This window comes from Paenibacillus sinensis (assembly GCF_019904155.1).
Taxonomy (GTDB): domain Bacteria; phylum Bacillota; class Bacilli; order Paenibacillales; family Paenibacillaceae; genus Paenibacillus_AQ; species Paenibacillus_AQ sinensis.
In genome coordinates, this window is the sequence record NZ_JAHCMB010000191.1 from 69562 (window position 1) to 91114 (window position 21553).

The 21553-nt window shown below is 53.1% G+C and carries 16 protein-coding genes; 7 read left to right on the forward strand and 9 right to left on the reverse strand.

What is annotated here, in order from left to right:
* Positions 1-77: 77 nt before the first annotated feature.
* The 4 genes from KIH86_RS23535 (at position 78) to KIH86_RS23550 (ending at position 2814) form a co-directional block, all read left to right on the forward strand.
* On the forward strand, positions 78-383 hold the full coding sequence (locus tag KIH86_RS23535; protein ID WP_223085832.1) for a hypothetical protein: 306 nt from the start codon (positions 78-80) through the stop codon (positions 381-383).
* Positions 384-511: 128 nt separating this feature from the next.
* Positions 512-1423, forward strand: coding sequence for a helix-turn-helix transcriptional regulator (locus KIH86_RS23540; protein ID WP_223085833.1), 912 nt, complete (start codon positions 512-514; stop codon positions 1421-1423).
* Positions 1424-1502: 79 nt separating this feature from the next.
* Complete coding sequence (locus tag KIH86_RS23545; RefSeq protein WP_223085834.1) at positions 1503-1766, forward strand: zinc ribbon domain-containing protein; 264 nt, start codon at positions 1503-1505, stop codon at positions 1764-1766.
* Between the two features lie 196 nt (positions 1767-1962).
* Positions 1963-2814 (forward strand): methyl-accepting chemotaxis protein, encoded by an 852-nt coding sequence (locus KIH86_RS23550; RefSeq protein WP_223085835.1) that lies wholly within the window; start codon positions 1963-1965, stop codon positions 2812-2814.
* A gap of 258 nt (positions 2815-3072) precedes the next feature.
* Here the strand turns inward: KIH86_RS23550 and helD are convergent, their stop codons facing one another.
* On the reverse strand, positions 3073-5499 hold the full coding sequence (gene helD, locus KIH86_RS23555; protein ID WP_223085836.1) for an RNA polymerase recycling motor HelD: 2427 nt from the start codon (positions 5497-5499) through the stop codon (positions 3073-3075).
* Positions 5500-6307: 808 nt separating this feature from the next.
* On the opposite strand from helD, the gene KIH86_RS23560 reads away from it, so the two are divergent.
* Positions 6308-7531, forward strand: coding sequence for an MFS transporter (locus tag KIH86_RS23560; protein ID WP_223085837.1), 1224 nt, complete (start codon positions 6308-6310; stop codon positions 7529-7531).
* A gap of 110 nt (positions 7532-7641) precedes the next feature.
* Here KIH86_RS23560 and KIH86_RS23565 read toward each other — a convergent pair whose 3' ends face one another.
* The 6 genes from KIH86_RS23565 to KIH86_RS23590 all read right to left on the reverse strand — a co-directional run bounded on the left by KIH86_RS23565 (position 7642) and on the right by KIH86_RS23590 (position 14409).
* The gene (locus KIH86_RS23565) at positions 7642-8418 is read right to left on the reverse strand and encodes an HAD hydrolase family protein (protein WP_223085838.1); all 777 of its coding nucleotides are present in this window, start codon (positions 8416-8418) and stop codon (positions 7642-7644) included.
* Positions 8411-9388: a Gfo/Idh/MocA family protein gene (locus KIH86_RS23570; RefSeq protein ID WP_223085839.1), complete on the reverse strand. Its 978-nt coding sequence runs from the start codon at positions 9386-9388 to the stop codon at positions 8411-8413. The genes KIH86_RS23565 and KIH86_RS23570 overlap by 8 nt, the downstream gene beginning before the upstream one ends.
* A 21-nt stretch (positions 9389-9409) precedes the next feature.
* Positions 9410-10075, reverse strand: a complete 666-nt coding sequence (gene rpiA, locus KIH86_RS23575; RefSeq protein WP_223085840.1) for a ribose 5-phosphate isomerase A — start codon at positions 10073-10075, stop codon at positions 9410-9412.
* 23 nt (positions 10076-10098) lie between these two features.
* The gene (locus KIH86_RS23580; protein ID WP_223085841.1) at positions 10099-12033 is read right to left on the reverse strand and encodes a PTS fructose transporter subunit IIABC; all 1935 of its coding nucleotides are present in this window, start codon (positions 12031-12033) and stop codon (positions 10099-10101) included.
* Positions 12034-12288: 255 nt separating this feature from the next.
* Positions 12289-13140, reverse strand: a complete 852-nt coding sequence (locus KIH86_RS23585) for a MurR/RpiR family transcriptional regulator (RefSeq protein ID WP_223085842.1) — start codon at positions 13138-13140, stop codon at positions 12289-12291.
* An 861-nt stretch (positions 13141-14001) separates the two neighbouring features.
* Positions 14002-14409: a hypothetical protein gene (locus tag KIH86_RS23590; RefSeq protein ID WP_223085843.1), complete on the reverse strand. Its 408-nt coding sequence runs from the start codon at positions 14407-14409 to the stop codon at positions 14002-14004.
* A gap of 652 nt (positions 14410-15061) precedes the next feature.
* Between KIH86_RS23590 and KIH86_RS30215 the strand changes: the two genes are divergently transcribed.
* Positions 15062-15151: a putative holin-like toxin gene (locus tag KIH86_RS30215; protein ID WP_407672344.1), complete on the forward strand. Its 90-nt coding sequence runs from the start codon at positions 15062-15064 to the stop codon at positions 15149-15151.
* 557 nt (positions 15152-15708) lie between these two features.
* Here the strand turns inward: KIH86_RS30215 and KIH86_RS23600 are convergent.
* A complete protein-coding gene (locus tag KIH86_RS23600) occupies positions 15709-17685 on the reverse strand; it encodes a GTP-binding protein (RefSeq protein ID WP_223085844.1) in 1977 nt (658 codons plus the stop codon).
* 205 nt (positions 17686-17890) lie between these two features.
* Here KIH86_RS23600 and KIH86_RS23605 point away from each other — a divergent pair, with 205 nt between their 5' ends.
* Entirely contained in the window at positions 17891-18862 is a 972-nt protein-coding gene (locus KIH86_RS23605; protein WP_223085845.1) for an S-layer homology domain-containing protein, read from the forward strand.
* A gap of 126 nt (positions 18863-18988) precedes the next feature.
* Here KIH86_RS23605 and KIH86_RS23610 read toward each other — a convergent pair whose 3' ends face one another.
* Positions 18989-21145, reverse strand: coding sequence for a Tex family protein (locus KIH86_RS23610; RefSeq protein ID WP_235775575.1), 2157 nt, complete (start codon positions 21143-21145; stop codon positions 18989-18991).
* Positions 21146-21553: the final 408 nt, after the last annotated feature.

The window sequence follows — 21553 nt, forward strand, 5'->3', positions numbered from 1 at the left end:
AATAATAGTTGATCAACTAGAAACAACTTCATAGAAATGCATATGATGTATCAGAAATTTGGAAGGGAGCCAAAAAGATGAAACATGTGGAACTGCGTGTAGAGCAAGGCGCCGGCGTTGGACAAGGCTACTTTATCGAAGAAATCCCTCCTGGTATTAACACATTGGTACTGCTCAAGAACGAAGGCAAAGCACTGCTGCAGCTGGTAATTACCCGATTCAACGCGCCGTCTCTTACATTTGATGTTGAGCCGCATACCGATTTTGCAGTGGAACTCGCCAATATACAGACTGTGGGCATCTTCGTTCCGGCAGACGACAAGCACAGAGGAAAAGGAAAGCTGATTATCATCCCTAACTTTTTGAACATCAATCTCGTATAATCCGAGGTTCGGCGCGGTCTGACTGAGAGAATCTTTTTTATCCTAAAAATATCGCATTTCCCCTTCCGCGCTAAGGGGGATGCGATATTTTTATATGCTAGGTTATACTGAGGCTATGAGGTGGTCGCATGCAAATCGGCAGATTGTTTGAAATTGTATATCTCCTGCAGGAGCATAAAAACACAACGGCCAAAGCGCTGGCCGAGCATTTCGAGGTATCCGTCCGCACCATTTTGCGCGATATCGATACGCTGGCCGCGGCGGGCATTCCGGTATATACCGCCCAGGGGAAGGGCGGAGGCATTTTCATCCTGGATACATTTATTCTGAACAAAGCCGTCATCTCCGAAGAGGAGCAGAACGACATTCTCTTCGCTCTTCAGAGCCTGTCCGCCACGCGGCATGTTGATCCACAGCATACGCTCGGCAAGCTGCGCAGCTTTTTTGAGAAGAGGGATACGGATTGGATTGAGGTGGATTTATCACGCTGGGGCAATTCGAAGACCGATCGGGAGAAGTTCGAGACGCTGAAGAACGGCGTCATCCAAAGACGCGCGCTCGCCTTCACCTACTTCAATTCAAGCGGCGAATCCCGCGAACGGCGTGTGTACCCGCTGAGGCTTGTATTCAAGTCGCATTCCTGGTATTTGCTTGCCTATTGCCTGTCCAAATGCGATTACCGCATCTTCAAGGTCAACCGCATGACCCTGCCCGTGCTGCTGGACGATACTTTCGACGCTGGATCTTATCATCCGCCCGAAATTGAGCCTTCCCGCGAAGTCACCGGCGTTCCTGCGGTGGTCAGGCTCAAATTCTCGCCCCACGCCGCTTTCCGCATCCATGATGAGTTCGATGAGCAGGACTTCGTTCAGACCGAAGATGGCTCCTTCCTGGTCGCGGTAGCATGGCCGGAGGATCAATGGCTCTATGATTATATTCTGTCCTTCGGAACCGCCGTGGAGGTGCTGGAGCCGCCCTCCGTCCGGAACGGAATTGCCCGTAGGGCGGAGCTGATCGTTCAAACCTACAAACCGGATTAAAACATGAAGCGCTGTTGTCAGGTTAGGTGTGATACGCTGTACAAGCAGTTAACCATTTGAAGCGAAAGGGAGAATCGAGATGACAGCCGCTTTATGTCAAAGCTGTGCCATGCCGATGGAGTCCTCCGAATTGTATGGGACGAACACGGACGGAAGCCAGAATCCGGATTACTGCAAGTATTGCTATGAGGATGGGGCATTCAAGGCCGACATCACCCAGGAACAGATGATCGAGGAATGCGTTCCGCATATGGTCTCGGCCAACCCTGGAATGGACGGGGACGGGGCGCGGGCCATCATGCGCCAGGTGTTCCCTTCCCTGAAGCGCTGGAAGACCACTTGAAGAATTGAAAGCAGGACAAATACCCGGATGCCGCCGTTCTTACGGGAACGGCGCATCCGGGTATTTTTTTATGAGAAGCTGTATCGATCATCCGGGCCTGGTCATTATTGGAATTGAATGGACCAACCGATAAATAATAGAAAGGACAACCGTTTAGGATTCCCTGCGATTGTTGCACTACATAACGAGTCGGGAGATGGTTTCATTGGATACACTATCATCACAGCAGCTTTCCGGGTTAAAAGAGGCGCTGGAGCAAAGTTTGCCTTTGATTCAGCAGCTTTTTCCAATGGATGTGATGTTCGCACTGACGGATACAGAGAAATTTCTGCATTATTTATCGGGACGCACTTTGGACATCCGCCTTCAAGAAGGAGACGCGGTTCCGGATACCAGCGGTCTTCGGAAGGCGATGGACAGCGGGCAGTTCGCCAGCGCCGATGTCGATGCCAGGGTGTACGGCATTCCGTTCAAATCCAATACATTGCCTCTCAAGGATGAGCAGGAGCGGATCATCGGAGCGATTACGCTGGGCATCAGCCTGGAGAATCAGCTAATTCTGACCCAGGCGGCCGAGAATCTGGCGGTTGGCTCAGGAGAGGTTCGCTCCGCCACCGATAACATCGCCGCCTCTGCGACTCAGCTGAATACCGAAATTCAAGACCTCAAGCAGCTGGGAGAGCAGATTGTCGTCCATTTGAAGCATACCGATGAGATGCTAGGCTTCATCAAGCGTGTAGCCGACAACTCCAGGCTGCTCAGCATCAACGCATCGATTGAAGCTGCACATGCGGGCGAGCATGGACGCGGCTTCAGCGTCGTCGCCTCGGAAATGCGCAAAATGGCCGATTCCAGCGCCTCTTCGGCCAAGGAGATCGAGGAGATTCTGAAGACGATCCAGGGCAATATCGCCCTGCTCGACGAGACGCTGGCCGCCTGCCTGGAGCAGAGCGAGCAGCAGGCTGCGGCGACCGAGCAGATTGCCGCGTCCATGGAGCAGCTGGCCGAATCAGCCAAGGACATCCGGGGCATCGCCCGCCTGATTTGAGCCATGCTGTTAAGGCCGCGTGAGGGCCTCCATTTAGGCATGAGCTTGGCTGGCATGGCCCATTCATGGCCAATTTGAACGGGGCCATGTTGTTAGGACCGCGTGAGAGCCTCCATTGAGGCATGAGCTTGACTGGCATGGCCCATTATGGCCCATTTGATCAGGGCCAAGTTGTCAGGGCAGGCGGAATGCCCGCCCCGAACGGATGGCACGCAGCACTTGGTACGGGTAATTGTCTACGAAGGGGCGTGATGCGGATCATCCCATTTCGTACAGCTCCGCATTCATTCCCTGGAGATATGGCGTCCACTCCCTATCCGTGTAGAGCAGGAGTCGGTGCATTGCGCGCGTGCAAGCCGTATAGAACAGCTTCCGCTCGCTCTCCCGGCTGTACGCTCCGCTGGAAGCGTCATAGATCAGCACGGCATCGAACTCGATCCCCTTCGCCAGATAAGCCGGAACCACAACCGTTCCCTTCTCAAAAGCGGGCGTCTCCTTCGTCACGAGCCGCAGCGATTCGCAGCCCTGAGCCTTCAAAGCGTCATACGCCTCCCGGCTCTCGGCTGCGTTCTTCGCGATGACGGCGATCGAGCCGAATCCGTCTGCTTCCAGCGCCGCAAGGTCGGCGGCGATCCGTGCCGCCCGCTGCCCGGGATCGCCGGTCACCGTAAGCAGCGGCTTCGGGCCGCCCCGGTCGAACGGCACAATCCGCCCGCCATCCGGCAGCATCGCTCGCGTGAACTCCACGATCTCGCGAGTCGAGCGATAGCTTCGGAGCAGAGAGATCAGTCTCGTCGCATCCTTCCCGCAGAGCCGGATAAGCGGCGAATCCGTCTCATGCAGATTCGTCGAATGGGTGAATATCGCCTGGCCGAAATCCCCGAGAACGGTCATGCGGGCGCGGGGAAAGAGCTTTTGAAGAAACTCGTACTGGAACGGTGAATAATCCTGCCCCTCATCGATGAATACATGCCGCACCTCCGTATTCGTCCGGACGCCCTCGACCAGCTCCTTCAGATAGAGAAACGGCGTCGCATCCTCATGGAACAGCTCGCCGCGGTTCAGCTTCTCCCGGGTCTGCCGGCAAATATCCGGCCAATGTTCGGGAGCCTCGGCACCGCCCGTCATCACATGATAGTCTTGCTCCCCGCCGAATAACTGGGCGTACAGCTCCTTCAAATCCAGGAAACCGAGCCGCTTCACCTGCCGCTTCAACGGCTTGAATTGCTCCTTCACGACCATTCGGCTCAGCAGTTCCTCCTCCTGTTCAGCGAAATCGAAGACATTTTCCTCTCCCCGGCCATCACCCTGCAATTCGCCCTGGGCTTCCAAGTAAGGCGCGGTAAAATCAAAGACCGGCTGATCTCGCCGATACTTTTTGGATAATTCATTGTAGGCGGCGTCATAGTCGTCTTTGTCGAGATAGTCGAGTTCCTCCTGCACCCAGAGCGCATCGCGCTCCTTGCGTTCCAGCACTTCCAGCCGCCGCAGCAGCCACTCTTGAAGCAGAATGATGCGGTTGGGAAGCCTGATGGAAGCGTCATAGCTGTAGAATTGCGAAATCATCTCCTTAGAGCTAATCAGGTCGCGCCCGCGAAAAGTAATCCCGATGAAACGCATTCCTTCTCCGCCCAGCCACTGCGCATAGCCTTGCAGTGCTTGCTGGTATGCCTCCGACGCCTTATAGCGGATGCCGCTCAGCCGCGCCTCGTAGCCCGGCTCCGACTCCTGCGTGAGCACATATTCAATCTGATCGAACGGGTCTTCGGGACGCCAATCTTTTCCCAGCCCGTATTCCAGGTATTCCTGAATGGTCGTCTGCTGCATGTTCTCCTCACCAAGCTCAGGAAGAACGGTGGACACGTAGCTGTTGAACATTGGATTAGGCGAGAACAGCACGATCTGGTCCGCCCGCAGCCGATCCCTGTTCTTGTAGAGCAGATAGGCGACCCGCTGTAGCGCCGCAGACGTCTTGCCGCTGCCGGCCGCGCCCTGGACAATCAGCATCCGGCTGTTGTCGTCGCGGATAATGGCGTTCTGCTCCTGCTGGATCGTCGCCACGATGCTCCTCATCTGCGAGTCGGCTTCCTTGCCAAGCACCTGCTGGAGCAGCTCGTCGCCGATGGTGATGCTGGTGTCGAACACATTGTGAAGCTGTCCGTTCCGGATCTGATACTGCCGTTTCAGCTTCATCGTTCCTGCGATCTTCCCGCCCGGCGTATCATAGTCAGCCGGTCCCGGCGAGTAGTCGTAATACATGCTGGCAATGGGGGTGCGCCAATCATAGACCAGGAAGCTCATCCCGTCCGGCGCTGCAAAAGATGATACGCCAATGTATACCTGCTCGTCGCCAGACTGTCCGTCCTCCTGAAAATCTATCCGTCCGAAATACGGGGAAGGAAGCAGCCGCTTCAGATCCTTCCATTGCCGCTGCCGCTGGCGGTGGCTGCGCTCCCGCTCCGACAGCAGCGCTTCCTGCTGCCTGATGCTGTAGAAGGTTTCCTCAAAATCCTCATTCGTGCTCGCATTGACGGTGACTTCCTCCCAGAACCGTTTGCGGAAGTCCATCGCCTGATCGCGCAATCCGCTAACCTCCGGCTCCAGTTCGCCGATTCTCGATTGCAGCTGCTCTGTAACCTGTTCCAGCCGCTTCTGTTCCTGCACCCAATCCTGCTGCTCTATCATCTTCCCGACCACGCTCCCCTTCGAGTTTGTTAGGAATGCGGAAGGCACATTTGACAACCAGCTCCACCCTGTGATATGATTATATTATAGATAAGATGGATAATTTATGTTTTGGTATGAAAAACATGCCCATAGCCTTACAATGATAGCACACTGGTCTCCGGAGTGCAATGGGTGATACATATAGGATAATGAGTGAAGAACCGGCGAAGTTGCCGGTTCTTTTTTGTGTTTAGCGTGTATTCATGCGCCTTCAGGGGGGGCCGTAAGACCCGAGGCGTCCGTCCTACACTGCGTCAATTTCAATCCACGCACCCACACGGGGTGCGACTCCAATATACTCCGGCGGAGCAGCAAGCGATTTTATTTCAATCCACGTACCCACACAGGGTGCGACAGCGCCCAACTTCTCACCTTGTCCGACAAGCAATTGGAAGCGCTATAGTGCGAACCTCTTCAAACCGTCCGGTTTCAAGGACCCTTTTTAATCAAAATAACCCAAAAACCCTTATCCCGCAAGGGGTGCGAATCCCCCGGGAATTTCATGTGAGCTTGGGATTCGCACCTGCCTACACACTAGGCATGCAGTTGCAGAAACGTCCCCATATAGGAGTAACTCCACATACCACTATGTTGTCCCAAATCAATACGAATAGATCTGTGCCATAATTCTTCAAAATCATTTCATTCTTGACAGAACATTAAACCGGGAGTAGTATTTCGCAATACTCCTTCGTCTCTTCTTTTTCCAATATGTTGCAAAATTCGACAGAACGCAATTTGATCACAGAAGAAAGGATAATTGCAATTGAATGAGAACAGCCCATCTGTATTAAAAAATCGCTCGTTTCTGCGGCTGTGGACCGCCCGAATCTTCTCCACAACCGCCTTCCAGATGCTATCGGTCGCCATCGGCTGGCAAATGTACGCGCTGACCCATGACGCTTTCCAGCTTGGCCTTGTCGGACTGGCGCAGTTCCTGCCCATGCTACTGCTTACTTTGCCAGCGGGGCAGACCGCGGACCGCTTCGACCGCCGTACAATCGTGTATGTCTCCCAACTGGTGGAGAGCGCAGTCGTCGTCCTTCTGGTACTCGGCAGCGTGCAGGGATGGATTGGTTCGGTACATATTTTAGTGGCAGCTGCTGTGCTTGGGGCCTGCCGCACGTTCGAGAGTCCGGCTTCCGCTGCACTTGTGCCGGATTTAGTCGAGAAAGAACAGCTGCCGCAGGCGGCCGCCTGGTCCGCTTCGGCCGGACAGACCGCGATGATCGTCGGCCCGTCACTCGGCGGGGTTCTCGTCGCATTCGGCACCTCTTACGCCTATGTCGCTTCGCTCATTGCACTGGTGCTGTCGGTGCTGCTGATTTTTGGTGTCAAAGTGATACGCTATGTCAAGAAACCGGATGCAGTGGGAATGAATACTTTCCTGAGCGGACTCCGTTTTGTATTCGATCGTAAAATTATTCTCGGCACAATCTCGCTCGACCTGTTCGCCGTGCTGCTCGGCGGTGCTACCGCGCTGCTGCCCATCTTCGCCGAAGATATCCTGAAGACCGGTTCGCTCGGCCTTGGACTGCTGCGTTCTGCGCCGGCCGTCGGCGCGCTGGCCGTGTCGCTCGTTCTGACCCGCGTCTCCCTGGAGAACGCGATCGGCAAAACACTGTTCGCCTCCCTCGCCGTCTTCGCGCTGGCAACGATTCTGTTCGGCGTCTCGCGCAGCCTGATTCTGTCTCTGTTCGCGCTGTTTCTGATCGGTGCCTCCGATGTTGTCAGCGTCGTGATCCGCTCCACCCTGGTCCAGATCAATACGCCCCAGGACATGCAGGGAAGGGTAAACGCGGTGAATTCATTGTTCATCGGCACCTCGAACCAGCTTGGCGAATTCGAGTCCGGCACGATGGCCGGTCTGGTCGGCGCTGTCCCTGCGACGATTATCGGCGGCCTTGGCACCCTCGTTGTCGCCGTGCTGTGGATGTACCGGCTGTTCCCGATGCTGCGGACGCTGAAGACGTATACGGTAGAGGACTAGATCAGCCTTATTAGGTAAAAAACAGTCCCCATCTGCTCGGGAATTTGGGCAACAACACCATTTCCCAATATGCAAACGGGGACTTTACCTTTTTCAATATTAAAATTGTATTAGAGAAACCATCCATGGGCTTCACATGTCTTATAGATTCCGTCTTCCACGTTCTTCGGCGCGATATAGTCTGCTTTTTCCTTTAAGGCATCGCATCCGTTACCCATTGCCACCTTGTAGAACCTGTCATCGAACATGATCAGATCATTATAATCGTCCCCAAATACGATAACATCCTCAACTTGTCCGCCGGCATACTCCAGCATCCGGAGAATTCCGTCCTTCTTCTCATCCGGCTGAAACATCAGGTATTCCTTCTCAAAGCGAAGATGTCCAAGCAAGCTCTTGGTCGTAAGCTTCTCCTCCTCTTCCGGAGGAATTGAAATATACATTTTATAGATCGTTCCAGCGGCAGATGGGTCAAAATCTTTGTCGATGATATAAACGCTGGGTTCTTTTCGCATACCGGCCTGTTCGTGGAACAAAAAGCTGTTTGCATACACCTTATTGGAATCATCAATTGCTGTATACACACCATAGCCTAAAGTAAGCGCCTGGTCATATACGGCTTTTGCATGTTCATATACCAGCGGCCGATTTTCTCTCAGCACACCGTCATAGACAATGCCGTGTCCACCATTGCAGACCATATGCGCAAAACCATTGGCTTCCCGGAAATGATCCGCTTTATAATAGGCTCTGCCGGTTGCTATGGATACGAAATGACCTGCAGCCTGTAACTTTTGGACGGCCTCTTTGGCAGAGGGAACCACCATCCCATTGTCTCGATCGGTTAAAGTACCATCAATATCGAAGAAGAAATATTTTTTATTCAAAAGGATACACCAATCCCCACTGATTTCGTATAGTCGTTAATACTTCCATCACATCGCGGATAATTTGCAAATTTTCCTTACCGCCGGAATGCTTCACGTAATCCTGCATATCTTCCACTTCGTACTGAAGCGCTTTGGCAGTCTCCCCTGCTTCTATAATCTCTGTATGCCCATCCGCTGTATAGGTAATCGTGGCTTTTGCCGCTCTCGGATATTCATAAATTTCAATAAAACCTTTTTCACCGGAAACAACACCGCGTTTGGGCTGTTTTGCGCGCATCGTCAGCGCCATCACTGCCATTTCACCATCCGGATTTTTCAAAAGAATTCCACTGGTTTCATCTACACCCGTCTCGAAATAGTTAGCCGTAGTCAGCACGACATTGGGTTTGCTCTTCATAAAATATCTGGCAAAGGTAGTGGCATATACCCCAATATCAAGAAGCGCCCCGCCCGCCAATTCTTTAGAGAAGAATCTGTTCTTAATATCATACTCCTTGCAGCTTCCGAAGTTAACTTGAACCATTTTCACTTCGCCAATGGCGCCGGTATCTACGATCTGTTTTAATTTCTTAAAAAGAGGCATATGCAGCAGCGTCATCCCATCACAGATAACCAGACCTTTTTCCTGCGCAATTGCTACACATTCCTCCAGCTGGCGGCTGTTTACGGTAATCGATTTTTCACAGAACACATGCTTCCCGGCCAGCAGCGATTGCCGCAGGAATTGGTAGTGAAGATTATGCGGAGTCGCAATATATACAATATCTACATGACTGTCGTTAATCATGTCGTCGGCGCTGCCATACACATTGGATACACCGAATTCCTTTGCATATTTCTCCGCCGCTTCCAAGGTAACATCGCACACCGCGTAGATTTCACCATTGACGGCATTCAGAGCCTCGCCCATTTCATGGGCAATCCAGCCCGTACCCAATATTCCCCAATTCAACTTTTTGTTTTCCATAGTTTTTCCCTTCCTATCCTATTAGTTTTTTCTTTCTATCAAATAAATTTCATCTTTAGTGGCGATCAGGGCTTTTGTGGCTATTCCATTGAATAAGCTATGCTCAAGCAACCCTGGAATGGAATCCAGTTGCGTTGCCAATTGTTCTACATCCTCTACCCTCTCGAACTTTGCTTCCATGAGGTAATTGCCATCATCAGTGATCGTCAATCCGGTTTTACTGCTGGACCGGCGCTCCGTCACCACTGCTCCCAGGGCCTCTAACCGAGTCTTGACAAAAGCTCTGCCAGAGCGGACAACCTCTACGGTAACCGGATAGGAAAAGGCCAATCGTTCCTTCCTTTTCTCTTCATCCGCAAGAAGGACATAGTCTTTCGCCATGGCGGCAACTATTTTTTCTCTGGTGTGAATCCCTCCACAGCTCTTTAATGCGTTCAATTGATCGTCCAGTTCATCACATCCGTCGAATGCAATATCAATTGCACTGACCGCTTCCAACGGAAGCACAGGGATATGATGTTTCCGGCACAATTCCTCCGTATCCATGGATGGTGTGACAGCCTGAATCTGCAGATTGCTAGTTTCAATCTCTTGAATTAAAAATCCCACCGTAGATCCGCCGCCCAGCCCAACGATCATGTCCTGCTTGATCAGCTCTACCGCTTTTTTGGCACATTGTTGTTTCACAAAAATTCTCTCCTTCCCTAGTATTAAGCCGCCTTCAACGAGTCCGCTTCCTTAATAGGCTTCTTGAGAAGCCCCAAAATAATGCAGCTCACTACAGATCCGACCAGAATTGAAATCGCGTAAAAAATGGGATGCCCTATAGTCGGTAAGACGAAAATCCCGCCATGCGGTGCCCGCAACGTGCACCCGAAGAACATGGATAAACCGCCGGCTGTAGCAGAACCTGCAATACAGGCTGGAATCACACGAAGCGGATCACTTGCGGCAAACGGAATGGCTCCCTCAGAAATAAAGGACAATCCCAACAGGTAGTTTACGAGGCCGGAATCCCTTTCCTTCTTGGTAAAGCGGTTTCTAAAGATGGAAGTACAGAGTGCGATGCCAAGGGGCGGGATCATGCCTCCAGCCATAACAGCCGCCATAATCTCGAAATTTCCTTCGGCCAGCTGTGAGGTTGCAAACACATAAGAGGTTTTGTTGATGGGTCCGCCCATATCCACCGATTGCATACCTGCGACAATGATGCCAAGCAGTATTTTACTGGTTCCGTTCATGCTGTTTAATGCATCGGTCAACGAATTATTGATCATTCCCATAAACGGATTAATTAATGTCGTCAATACGGACCCTAGCAAAATACCAATCACAGGATAAATAATCATCGGCCGGATACTGTTTAGCGCCTGTGGCATCCTTGAAGTCAATTTCTTGAGTCCGAGGACAGCATAGCCTGCCGCAAACCCTGCGAATAATGCTCCGAGAAACCCCGCATTCACACTTCCGCCAGCCGGATTAGTGAATGTAATGCCTGCTTTCGCTACCAGTCCGGCGACAAGACCAACGGCAAGGCCAGGACGGTCCGCAATACTCATCGCGATATATCCGGCCAATATGGGAAGCATCATGCCAAACGAAAGTTCTCCGATGGTTTTTAAATAGGCAGCAACCGGTGTGTTCTTGCCAAAGTTGGCAGGATTAATGCTGTAATCATCCAGCAAAAACGCCAGCGCTATGAGGATGCCTCCACCGATAACGAAAGGCAGCATGTGAGATACGCCATTCATCAAGTCTTTATAAATCTTGCGGCCTACACCTTCTTTTTCCCCATCGTTCCCTTCTGGTTGCGCATTTTCATCCGAATGGTAAATGTCCACTTTTCCGCTTACAGCCTGCAAAATTAGTTCTTCCGCTTTGTGAATCCCGTCAGCGACTTTGGTGATAATCACCGGTTTTCCATTAAATCTGGATAAATTCACGTTCTTATCTGCAGCAATGATAATGCACTCCGCATTTTTAATATCTTCATCCGTCAGGATATTTTTGGCTCCATCCGCTCCCTGGGTTTCCACTTTGATTGAAATTCCAAGCTTCTTTCCCTTTACCTCCAAGCTTTCTGCCGCCATAAACGTATGGGCTATTCCTGTCGGACATGCGGTGACTGCCAATACTCTGTACGTCCCGTTTGCAGCCTTTGCAGCCGCAGTATTCTTCTTGTTCTCCAGCTCATTTTCCTTGTCATCGATGACACGCATGAACTGCTCAACCGACTTAGCCTTTAACAAGGCTTCCTTAAAATCCGGGTCCATTAACATGGTCGATAATCTTGTAAGGGCTTCCAAATGAGCTTGTGCACCATCCGCTGGCACCGCTATCATAAAGACCAAGTGGACTGGCTCTCCATCCAGCGACTCATAATCAGCCCCATTCTTTATAACCATTGCGGCCATTCCGGCTTTTCTTACCCCCGGGCTTTTGGCGTGAGGAATGGCTATGCCTTCTCCAATGCCCGTCGTTCCTTGTTCCTCTCTAGCGAGCACATCCTTTTTGTACACATTTCGATCCGCTAAATTACCTGATGCCTCCATAAGACTTATCATCGCATCAATAACTTCCAACTTGGCAGAGACACTTCCATTTAGCTCTACCGCTTGTCTGCTGAGTAACTTGCTAATTCTCATACAGTTCCCCCATTCATACGCCAGATCGTTTTGCCGTTTGAAGCATTTTCGTGTAAATAATTTTCTCTTGTTGTACGGTGACGATATTATTTTTCTCAATTCCAAGTATATCACGTAATTTATTTTCGTCAATTGGTTTTTCGTAGAAATTATTTTTGTATAAAATGTGAATATCGGCAGCACAAATACCCCCATAAGCGGTCTGCTCTCATGGGGGTATAGGTATGAACATTCATATGCGTAGACAGGGATTCACTACAATTTCTCGTCGGCAATCAAATTCTCGCAAGTGCTCAACCGTTCATAGCTGTCTTCCTGCCCTACCGTCAGGAACAAATACAGGATTTCGATTACGGTCATTGCCGATACTCTGGAGAAGCAGAACTCATCCAGGAACAGTTTTTCTCTGGTGGCTGTCTGGATATGGTAATCCACATCAGCTCCGATGGTCGATCGAGGATTGTTGGTAATACCGATTGTAGTTACTCCATTGGCCTTGGCCACCTGTACCATTTTAGCAACCTGCCGCGACTCTCCGGAGTTTGAAATGGCGATCAATACATCGCCCTTCTTCAAGGCCAAAGAAAAGGCCAGCTGAGTTTCCCAAATCGTACCGGAGACTGCCCGGATTCCAATCTCATTGAGCTTATAAGCACCATCTAAGGCAACCGGAATGGTATTGCCAACTGCCGTAAGCTGCACGAGCCCTGCATGTTGGATACAGTCCAAAATGGTATTTAATTGCTCTGCATCAATTAGGGAAAAAGTCTGCTTTAACTCTTCCACTTTATTGGCTAAAATATTCTGCAACGACTGACCAATATCATTCCTGGAAATCGTATTCGAGACCGACACATGATCATCGCTCAACACGATCTCTTTTGCCAGACCAATCTTCAGATGATGGAAGCCCTCAACCTCGCATTTCTTACAAAACCTTGAGATGGTAGCTATACTTGTACCGCTTGCCTCCGCTAATTCCCCAATCGTCATATTCACGACTTCTTTATGGTTCTGTAGAACATAATTGGCAATTTTCTTTTCTTGCTCGAAAAAAGAATCGTACAATATGTTGATGGTATCTATTACCGATCGTTGTCTCTCCATAGGAACCTCACTATACTCTATTTTATTGGAAACTATTCATGGCAAACATGGCAAACGCCCACCGGCTTTGGAGGAAAGAGTTCCCTCGCAATAACAGCCTTACGAAAATTATTTTCGTAAACTAATCATATCGTTTATTCCATCATTGTCAATGGGATATGGATGAGGCCTTGGGGTCGGATATTCAAAAGAAAACATATAGAAAAGAACGTCCGATTAAGGACGCTCTTTGCCCTCTGTATATGTCTGTACACTCTACAGAAACCAAGGTTTAGCAATTTCAAACTCTTATTTTTGAAATCTGTTGCGTGGGTTGGGACCGAGTCGCATATAGCACGGCCCAGGAAGAACAGATTTCAATACGCGCTCCCGCTCGGGGTGCGACCAGTACGAGGCCGTCAGCGGATTGGATTGATGCGGAAATTTCAATCCACGCACCCGCATGGGGTGCGACCACTTCCGGCAGCCTTACCTGGTCCTCATTCCACTTATTTCAATCCACGCACCCGCGTAGGGTGCGACTGCAACAAGGCAGCGGGCAAATGGAGGATTTAGAATATTTCAATCCACGCACCCGCGTAGGGTGCGACTTCAGCGATTTCAAGTGAGTTGTCTTTGGTCGGAGATTTCAATCCACGCACCCGCGTAGGGTGCGACAGCGCCCAACCTCCCGCCTTACCTGGCGGCAATTTGGAAACGTTATAGTGCGAACCTCGCTGAACGATCCGGTTTCAAGGTCGCCTTTTTCTCAAAAAAATCGCAAAAACCCTTGTCCCACAAGTGGTGCGAATCTCCCGGGATTTTTATGGGAGCTTGGGGTTCGCACTAATACCCAACCATCTATCCTGCGCAGTTGGCAGTTTAGACTTTTTCAGACAAGCCGATTTTGCCAGCTTTGTATTGTTCAACCCACTCCGGATGCTCCGGGATTTGTTGAGCAAATTTGATCAGGATGCTTAAGCCGGATTGCACATCATTTTGATTAAAAAATTCATTCATTCGATCATAGCTCTTTCTGTCAACCTGCTTCATCAGATCGCTGGTTTTTATATAGTCGTCTGGTGCGCCTTTCGGTCTGTCAATATCGGGTACGACCTCATGATCAATGTCTGCTGCAATTTTGCGGGCTGTGTCGCTGATTTCCAGTATGTCCTGCAATTTTTCCGGATGAGACTGGTCGGTTGCAGTTTGCAGTGTAGGTCTTTCAGTTTGCTGGTTTAGTTTGTACAAATTAAGGTTCAGGATGGAGGTGGAATTTGTTATGTTCATTGGATCACCCTTCTTTCTGCATATTTTCCCCGAGGCGTGTTGCCCAGAGGTTCCTTCAAGTTATAGCCCCACTCAACTCTTATCGGTAAGTTATTCCAAAATTATAAAACTTCAGGAGGCTGGTAAAAAATCCGGTTAACCGTGTAGTGATAGCGCCGAAATGATCATTTTGACCAGCAAGCATGTAGAAGCAATGTAGTACAAATCACCAGCAGTTACTTGTAAGGTTGCTTTTTACTCAAAATAATGCAAAATCCCTTGTTCCACAAGAGAGACAAATCTTTCGGTTTTTTCATGGGAATTGCGGTTAATCGTTCTATAATGACAGGGGCAGTAGAATGGCTGAGAAGGATGGATAGCTGATCTCCCAACAGAGAGGCGATTCCTGCGGAGCTTATCAAGCATTGTCGTATTAAATTGTGGGTGTTCGACTCGAACATTTTGGCTCTACTTAATAATCTCAAAAAGCAATGGAGCGCATTGGTTAAGAGTCGCAATCTAATTTTTACAGAATCTATGTAAAACTACACAAATAACAAGAAGGTTGATTGAGAGTTGCATAACTTTCCAACTCGTGGAACAGCATGATATAATCACAGAAGCAATAGAATGGCTGACTTGGGCGGTTGGCTAATCTCCCGGAAGGGAGGTGATGCCTGTGGAGGTTTATCAAGCGTTGTCATTAATATTCATGTTCGGTATGTTCATTTTGGCTCTGCTGAATTACCTCAAAAAGAAATAGACCGCCCTGGTCAAAGGTCGCGATCTATTTCTTGAGGCCTTCCTTATTTTAAGCCACCGCCCTTAAAAGCGGCTATTGCTCAGAGAGTCGTGTTACCAGCACGGCTCTCTTTGCATTGTACGCTGTTTCTATATTTACTATACCACACTTCGAACGCATTTCAATCCACGCACCCACACAGGGTGCGACCCGATTATCATACGGGACCTTCTGGTTCTGATTTTATTTCAATCCACGCACCCACACAGGGTGCGACGTCAGGCGATTACAGATATCAACAACAGTAAGACGATTTCAATCCACGCACCCACACAGGGTGCGACAGCCCCCACCCTCCCGCCTTACCCGGCGGGCATTTGGAAGCGCTATAGTGCGAACCTCGCCGAACGGACCGGTTTCAAGGTCGCCTTTTACTCAAAATAACGCAAAATCCCTTATCCCGCAAGAGGTGCGAATCCCCCGGGAATTTCATGGGCGCTTGGGGTTCGCACCAACGACCCATCTCAAGAAGTAGAGCTCTCTCTCCCAGCCATGTGTCAAGCCCAGGCCATCTCGTCTCAACCCTGCAGCGCCTTGCGCACGCTCAGGATGTATTTCGCCTGATCCAGCGGGTTCACACCCCGGCGCGGGCGCTCGGCGGTCACGTCGGGCGGGCATTCCTCGTAGCCGTCGAAGAATGAGGTGAAGGTGCTGCGCCCTTTGGTAAAAGAGCTGAGCTCCGGCGGATACTCCAGCGAGGTCGCCAGCGGCACGCGGCCTTCGATGATCATGCGATCATCCAGCAGCACCGGCGGCTGGAAGCTGCCTCGCATCTGCACGAGGTCGTTCATGACGCGGCCGCCGTTCTCTTCGGGCACCGCAATGCGCACCCGCAGCACCGGCTCCAGCAGCTTCGTGCCAATCCGCGCCAGCCCGTCCATGATGCCCATCGGCGTCGCCACGGCAAAATCCAGCGGGTGGGTATGCCACACATGATGCTGGCCCTCCACCAGCGTAACCTTGAGGTCCGTCACCTCCCACCCGTACAGCCCTTGCTGCAGCGCTTCCGGCACACGCCGGGCTGTCTCGTTCTGATACTGCGGCAGCAGGTCGGAGCTTCTCACGACCGATTCATACCGCAGCCCGCTCCCGGGAGGCCCCGGTTCAATGAGGAATCTCAGAACCGCCCAGCAAGGCTTCGGCATCGTGTAGGCGATGAAGCCTTCGCCCGCCTGCCGGGGCGTCTCTTTGTAGATCACCGACGGCTTGCCGAAGGTGACCTTCAGCCCGAACCGGGTGTCCAGCACGCTGCTCAGCACCTCAAGCTGGATCGGGCCCATCACCTTGATGTGCAGCTCCCGCTCCTCCTGCAGCCACTGGGCATCCAGCAGCGGGTCCTCGTCCGCCAGCTCCTGCACGGCCGCGATGACGCGCTGGTCGTCGGTCCCGGCATCCCAGTGGATGCGGACCGTCAGCAGCGGCACGGCAAGCCTCGCTTCCTCGGGAACCGAATCCGGCGAGCCAAGGCAATCGCCGACCCGCGCGCCGGCCAGTCCATAGACGACGCCGATGTCTCCGGCCTCCAGCATGCCGATATCCTCGGCCCGTCCGCCTTCGACCTTGCGAATCTGGGTCGCCTTCTCCTGAAGGCCTCGCGTATGATTCGTCACCAGGTCCCGGTTTCGGATGGAGCCGCTGTACAGCCGGACGTACGCCATCCGCCCCATGGCGGGGTCCCGCTGGATGCTGAATACGACGCCCGACAACGGTGCGGAGGGCTCACCCCCAGCCGCCGGAAAATAATCGGTCATGGCGTCCAGCAACTCCCGGATGCCGAGCCCTTTGGCCGCCGCTCCATAGACCAGCGGGAAGAGTCGGCAGTCGGCGGTGCGTTCGGCCATATGCTTTTTCCAGTCGGCAGGCTTCGGTTCTTCGCCCGACATGTACATCTCCAGCAGCTCTTCATCACGCTCCGCCATCGCCTCGATCAGCTCCGTCAGCGCCGGCGATCCCGGCTCATCCGCCCATGTGTCGGCCGCGCCCCAGTAATCCTGCCCGCTGCCGAGCGGAAGCTGAACCGGCACGATGCTGCCGGACAGGTAAGAACGGGCCTGATCCAGCACGGCTTTGTGATCCGCGCCGATCCGGTCCATTTTATTCATGAAGATCAGGGTGGGAATGTTCAGCTTCCGCAGCGCCCCCCAGATCATCTCGCTCTGCGCCTGCACGCCCTCGGCAGCCGACAGAATGAGCACCGCACAGTCCATCACCCGCAGGCTCCGCTCCACCTCGGACATGAAATCGACATGCCCCGGCGTATCGACCAGATTCACCTTCATGCCCTTCCAGGCCAAAGAAACGAACGCCGACCGCACCGAAATGCCGCGCTGCCTCTCCACATCCATGGAATCGGTGAGGGCCGTCCCCTCATCCACGCTTCCGAGTGAACGAATCCTTCCACTTTCATATAAAATATGCTCGGTTGTCGTTGTCTTGCCGGCGTCCACATGCGCAAAAATGCCGACATTCAGACGCTTCTCCGTCTGCTCTGTCATCCGATGTCTCTCTCCCTGTTCCTCATGTAACCGCTTATCCGTTCCTCCGATTATTGTAACCAATCCGCTCCGGGTGTTCCAGTGCACGGATTGAAGGCGGCGTGGAATCGCAACAGCGCGGATAAATTCCGTATGACGGACAAACCTAAATCGGATGCAACTTTTTGGCCCATTTTGCCATCTATAAGGTAGAGGTGATGATATAATGAAGACAAACAACTTGAAACGCGGCGCTAAAATGACGTTGGCCTGCGGAATTATAGCAGCTTCCCTGTCGATGGGGGCATCCGCCTTCGCCTTCACTGATTTGAAGGGCGATCCGGCCGAGGCCCAGATCCAATCTCTGTACGATGCAGGGGTGATTAACGGAGTGTCCAACCAACTGTTTGCTCCCAAAGCCAAAGTCACATACGGACAAGCTATCCAGTTCCTGGTGAACGGCCTGTCCCTTACGCCCGCGGCGGATTCGAACGGCCCTGCCAAGGCCAGCGATTATTTCACCAAGCTTGACGACAAATCCTGGTATGCACCCTCCTTCGTTACGGCGGTACGGAGCGGTGTGAGCCTTGCACCCTCGACCGACCCCAAAGCGGTCATAACCCGCGCCGAATTCGCGCATCTGTTGGATCAGGCGATTCAGACCAAGGGGAATTTTCCCGTGACGAAGATGTACGCGTTCATTTCGGACGGCGACAAGCTGGATGCGGCGACGATGAACAGTCTTCAGACGCTTTTTAACATGCGTGTGATTACATTTGAGGATGACGGGAAATTCCGGCCGGATGATGCCGTGACCCGCGCCGAGGCAGCCGTATGGATTTACAACGCGAGAAACGTGATTCAGAATACCCCTTCGGCTTCACCCGGAGTAGAGGAGAGTGACGCCGCAGCCATGGTATCGATGGAAATAGCGGCCGATGGCGTGAACAAAGTCACCGTGACCGTAGGCAATCTGCCGAACCCGGGGTATGGCCTGTCCATCGCCCGAATCGAATTCGGTTCAGAGCAGAAGGCCTTCATTTATTATGAAATCACGAAGCCTGCTCCCGGCCAGATGTATGCCCAGGTAATTTCGACCGCCAAAGCGGTGACTTACCTGCCGGAAGGCTACACGGCCATCGCGAAGCCGCTCCCCGGCTCCTACACGCCGCCCGCTACGGAGTCGCCGCTGTACTGATCTGTAGCGATGGATCAAGCGAGATAAGTCCTTATTTGTGAAAAAAACCTCCGCGCCCCTTCCCCATCCCGTCAAGGATGGAAGAAGCGTTCGGAGGTTTTTCGCGCGATACCGGTGCCGGCGGTCTTAACTGCCTTGAGCCTCGCTGCGCGGCGGACGCATCGTCAGGCTGACCCGGCCTTTTTTGAGATCGACGCCAATCACCCAGACAGTAACATTGTCGCCAACGGAGACGACGTCCATCGGATGCTTGACGAAGCTCGTGCTGAGCTGGGAAATATGAACCAGTCCGTCATTCTTGATACCGATATCGACGAATGCGCCGAAGTCGATGACATTGCGGACCGTGCCCTGCAGCTCCATGCCGGGCGCCAAATCCTCAATCTTCAGCACATCGGTGCGGAAGATCGGCGGCGGCAGCTCCTCGCGGGGATCGCGCCCCGGGCGCTGCAGGCTCTCCAGAATGTCGCGCAGAGTCGGCACGCCGACCTCAAGCTTCGCGGCCAGCTCCTCGGGGCTCTGCGTAGCCAGAACAGAGGCAAGCTCCTTGCTCCCGATCTGGGAGAGCGAAAGCTTCAGCTCCTTGAACAAGCGGGCGACCACATCGTACGATTCCGGATGGATCGGTGTGCGGTCCAGCGTATTCTCCCCTTCGGGGATACGCAGGAAGCCAATGCACTGCTCGAATGATTTGGCCCCAAGGCGCGGCACCTTCTGCAATTGCTTGCGATTCTTGAAGATGCCGTTCTCCTCGCGGAATTTGACGATATTCTTCGCAATCGTCGAATTGATTCCCGCCACGTAGGACAGCAGCGACGGCGAAGCGGTGTTCACATCGACGCCGACATGGTTGACCGCCGATTCCACGACGGCTTTGAGGCTCTCGTCCAGATGCTTCTGCGACACATCATGCTGGTATTGGCCGACGCCGATCGCCTTCGGCTCGATCTTGACCAGCTCCGCGAGCGGGTCCTGCACGCGGCGGGCGATCGACGCGGCGCTGCGCTCGGCCACGTCGAGATCCGGGAACTCCTCCTGCGCCAGCTTGGAGGCGGAATAGACGCTGGCCCCGGCCTCATTGACGATGAGGTAGGCCAGCTCGGGATCGCCGATCTCCTGAATGGTATCGGCGGTGAACTGCTCCGTCTCGCGCGAGCCCGTGCCGTTGCCGATGACGATCAGCTTGATCCCATACTTCGCGATCAAGCTCTTGAAAGTCGCGGCAGCTTCGCGCTTCTTGTTATGCGGCGGTGTCGGATACGTCACCGCCACCTCCAGCAGCTTGCCGGTCTCGTCCACGGCCGCGAGCTTGCAGCCGGTGCGGTAAGCCGGATCGACGCCGAGCACGCGGCGGCCCTTGACCGGCGGCTGCAGCAGAAGGCTGCGCAGGTTGGAGGAGAAGATGGAGATGGCCTGGTTCTCGCCCTTCTCCGTCATCTCCGCCCGGACCTCGCGCTCCACCGAAGGCGCGATCAGCCGCTTGTAGGCGTCCTCGGCTACGGCTTCCAGCAGCTCCTTGACCGGCGAAGGGCCCTTGATCAGCTTGCGGGTCACATGCGCATGAATGCGCGCCGCATCCACCTCGATGCCGACCTTCAGCACATTCTCCCGCTCGCCGCGGTTGATGGCGAGAATACGGTGAGGCGGCATCTTGTGAACCGGCTCCCGATAGCTGTAATAGTTCTCGTAGACCGACTCCTGCTCCGGGTCCTTCGCTTCCGAGACAAGAACGCCCTGCGAAGCCGTGAACTGGCGAACCCAGGAGCGAATCGCCGGATCATCCGCCAGAACCTCGGCGATGATGTCCTGCGCGCCCAGAAGAGCATCGGCCGCAGATTCCACGCCTTTGTCGGAATCGACGTAGCGGGAAGCTTCCTCCTCCGGATTGCCGACACGCCGCTGCTCCAGAATCCAGTTCGCCAGAGGCTCAAGCCCCTTCTCCTTGGCGACGCTGGCCCGCGTCTTGCGCTTTTGCCGGAAGGGGCGATAAAGGTCTTCCACCTCCTGAAGCTTGGCCGCTTTGACGATCTGCCCGCGCAGCTCCTCCGTCAGCTTGCCCTGCTCTTCAATGATGCGAATAACCTCCCGCTTACGCTCGCCCAGCGACCGGAGATAGCCAAGTCGTTCTTCAACGTCGCGAAGCGCGTTCTCGTCCAGCTCGCCCGTCATCTCCTTGCGGTAGCGCGCGATGAACGGAATCGTATTGCCTTCATCCAGCAGCGAGACCGCCACGCCGACCTGGCGAGGGGACAGACTGAGCTCTCCGGCGATCTGGCCGATCATAAGATCCCGCTCACGGCGCTCATCCGCTGCGGAATGGATCTCTTGTTCCACCACTTGCATTCTCCTCTTTTCAATAGCTGTTTATAGCTCTCATCGTATCATATTTAGCAGAGAGCGTTCCAGCCGCGCCCTGTTCTCGGCAGGCTCCCGCAATTCCGTTGCAGTACCTGATTCAAGCGGTTTCGCCGGTCTTAACGGTTTCGATCGGCCGTTATTAGGCTGTGAATCTGCTGCGGTAGAAGGAGCTGCCGGATGGCGACACGACGAACGGCGGTGTGCGGAGGAGGTGCAACAGATGGTGAAGCAACGAACAGAGGCGCACGGGAGTAAGAGCGGCAGACGGCGGCGCTAAAGACAGCGGTGTGCAGGAGAAAGATGCAATACACGACGATGCACGGAAGGAGATGC

Excerpts from the sequence above, each read along its gene's own strand:
- KIH86_RS23535 (WP_223085832.1), top strand. The coding sequence starts at position 78 with ATGAAACATGTGGAACTGCGTGTAGAGCAAGGCGCCGGCGTTGGACAA.
- KIH86_RS23540 (WP_223085833.1), top strand. The coding sequence starts at position 512 with ATGCAAATCGGCAGATTGTTTGAAATTGTATATCTCCTGCAGGAGCAT.
- KIH86_RS23545 (WP_223085834.1), top strand. The coding sequence starts at position 1,503 with ATGACAGCCGCTTTATGTCAAAGCTGTGCCATGCCGATGGAGTCCTCC.
- KIH86_RS23550 (WP_223085835.1), top strand. The coding sequence starts at position 1,963 with ATGGTTTCATTGGATACACTATCATCACAGCAGCTTTCCGGGTTAAAA.
- helD (WP_223085836.1), bottom strand. The coding sequence starts at position 5,499 with ATGATAGAGCAGCAGGATTGGGTGCAGGAACAGAAGCGGCTGGAACAG.
- KIH86_RS23570 (WP_223085839.1), bottom strand. The coding sequence starts at position 9,388 with ATGGAAAACAAAAAGTTGAATTGGGGAATATTGGGTACGGGCTGGATT.
- KIH86_RS23580 (WP_223085841.1), bottom strand. The coding sequence starts at position 12,033 with ATGAGAATTAGCAAGTTACTCAGCAGACAAGCGGTAGAGCTAAATGGA.
- KIH86_RS23585 (WP_223085842.1), bottom strand. The coding sequence starts at position 13,140 with ATGGAGAGACAACGATCGGTAATAGATACCATCAACATATTGTACGAT.
- KIH86_RS23590 (WP_223085843.1), bottom strand. The coding sequence starts at position 14,409 with ATGAACATAACAAATTCCACCTCCATCCTGAACCTTAATTTGTACAAA.
- KIH86_RS30215 (WP_407672344.1), top strand. The coding sequence starts at position 15,062 with ATGCCTGTGGAGGTTTATCAAGCGTTGTCATTAATATTCATGTTCGGT.
- KIH86_RS23600 (WP_223085844.1), bottom strand. The coding sequence starts at position 17,685 with ATGACAGAGCAGACGGAGAAGCGTCTGAATGTCGGCATTTTTGCGCAT.
- KIH86_RS23605 (WP_223085845.1), top strand. The coding sequence starts at position 17,891 with ATGAAGACAAACAACTTGAAACGCGGCGCTAAAATGACGTTGGCCTGC.
- KIH86_RS23610 (WP_235775575.1), bottom strand. The coding sequence starts at position 21,145 with ATGATCGGCCAGATCGCCGGAGAGCTCAGTCTGTCCCCTCGCCAGGTC.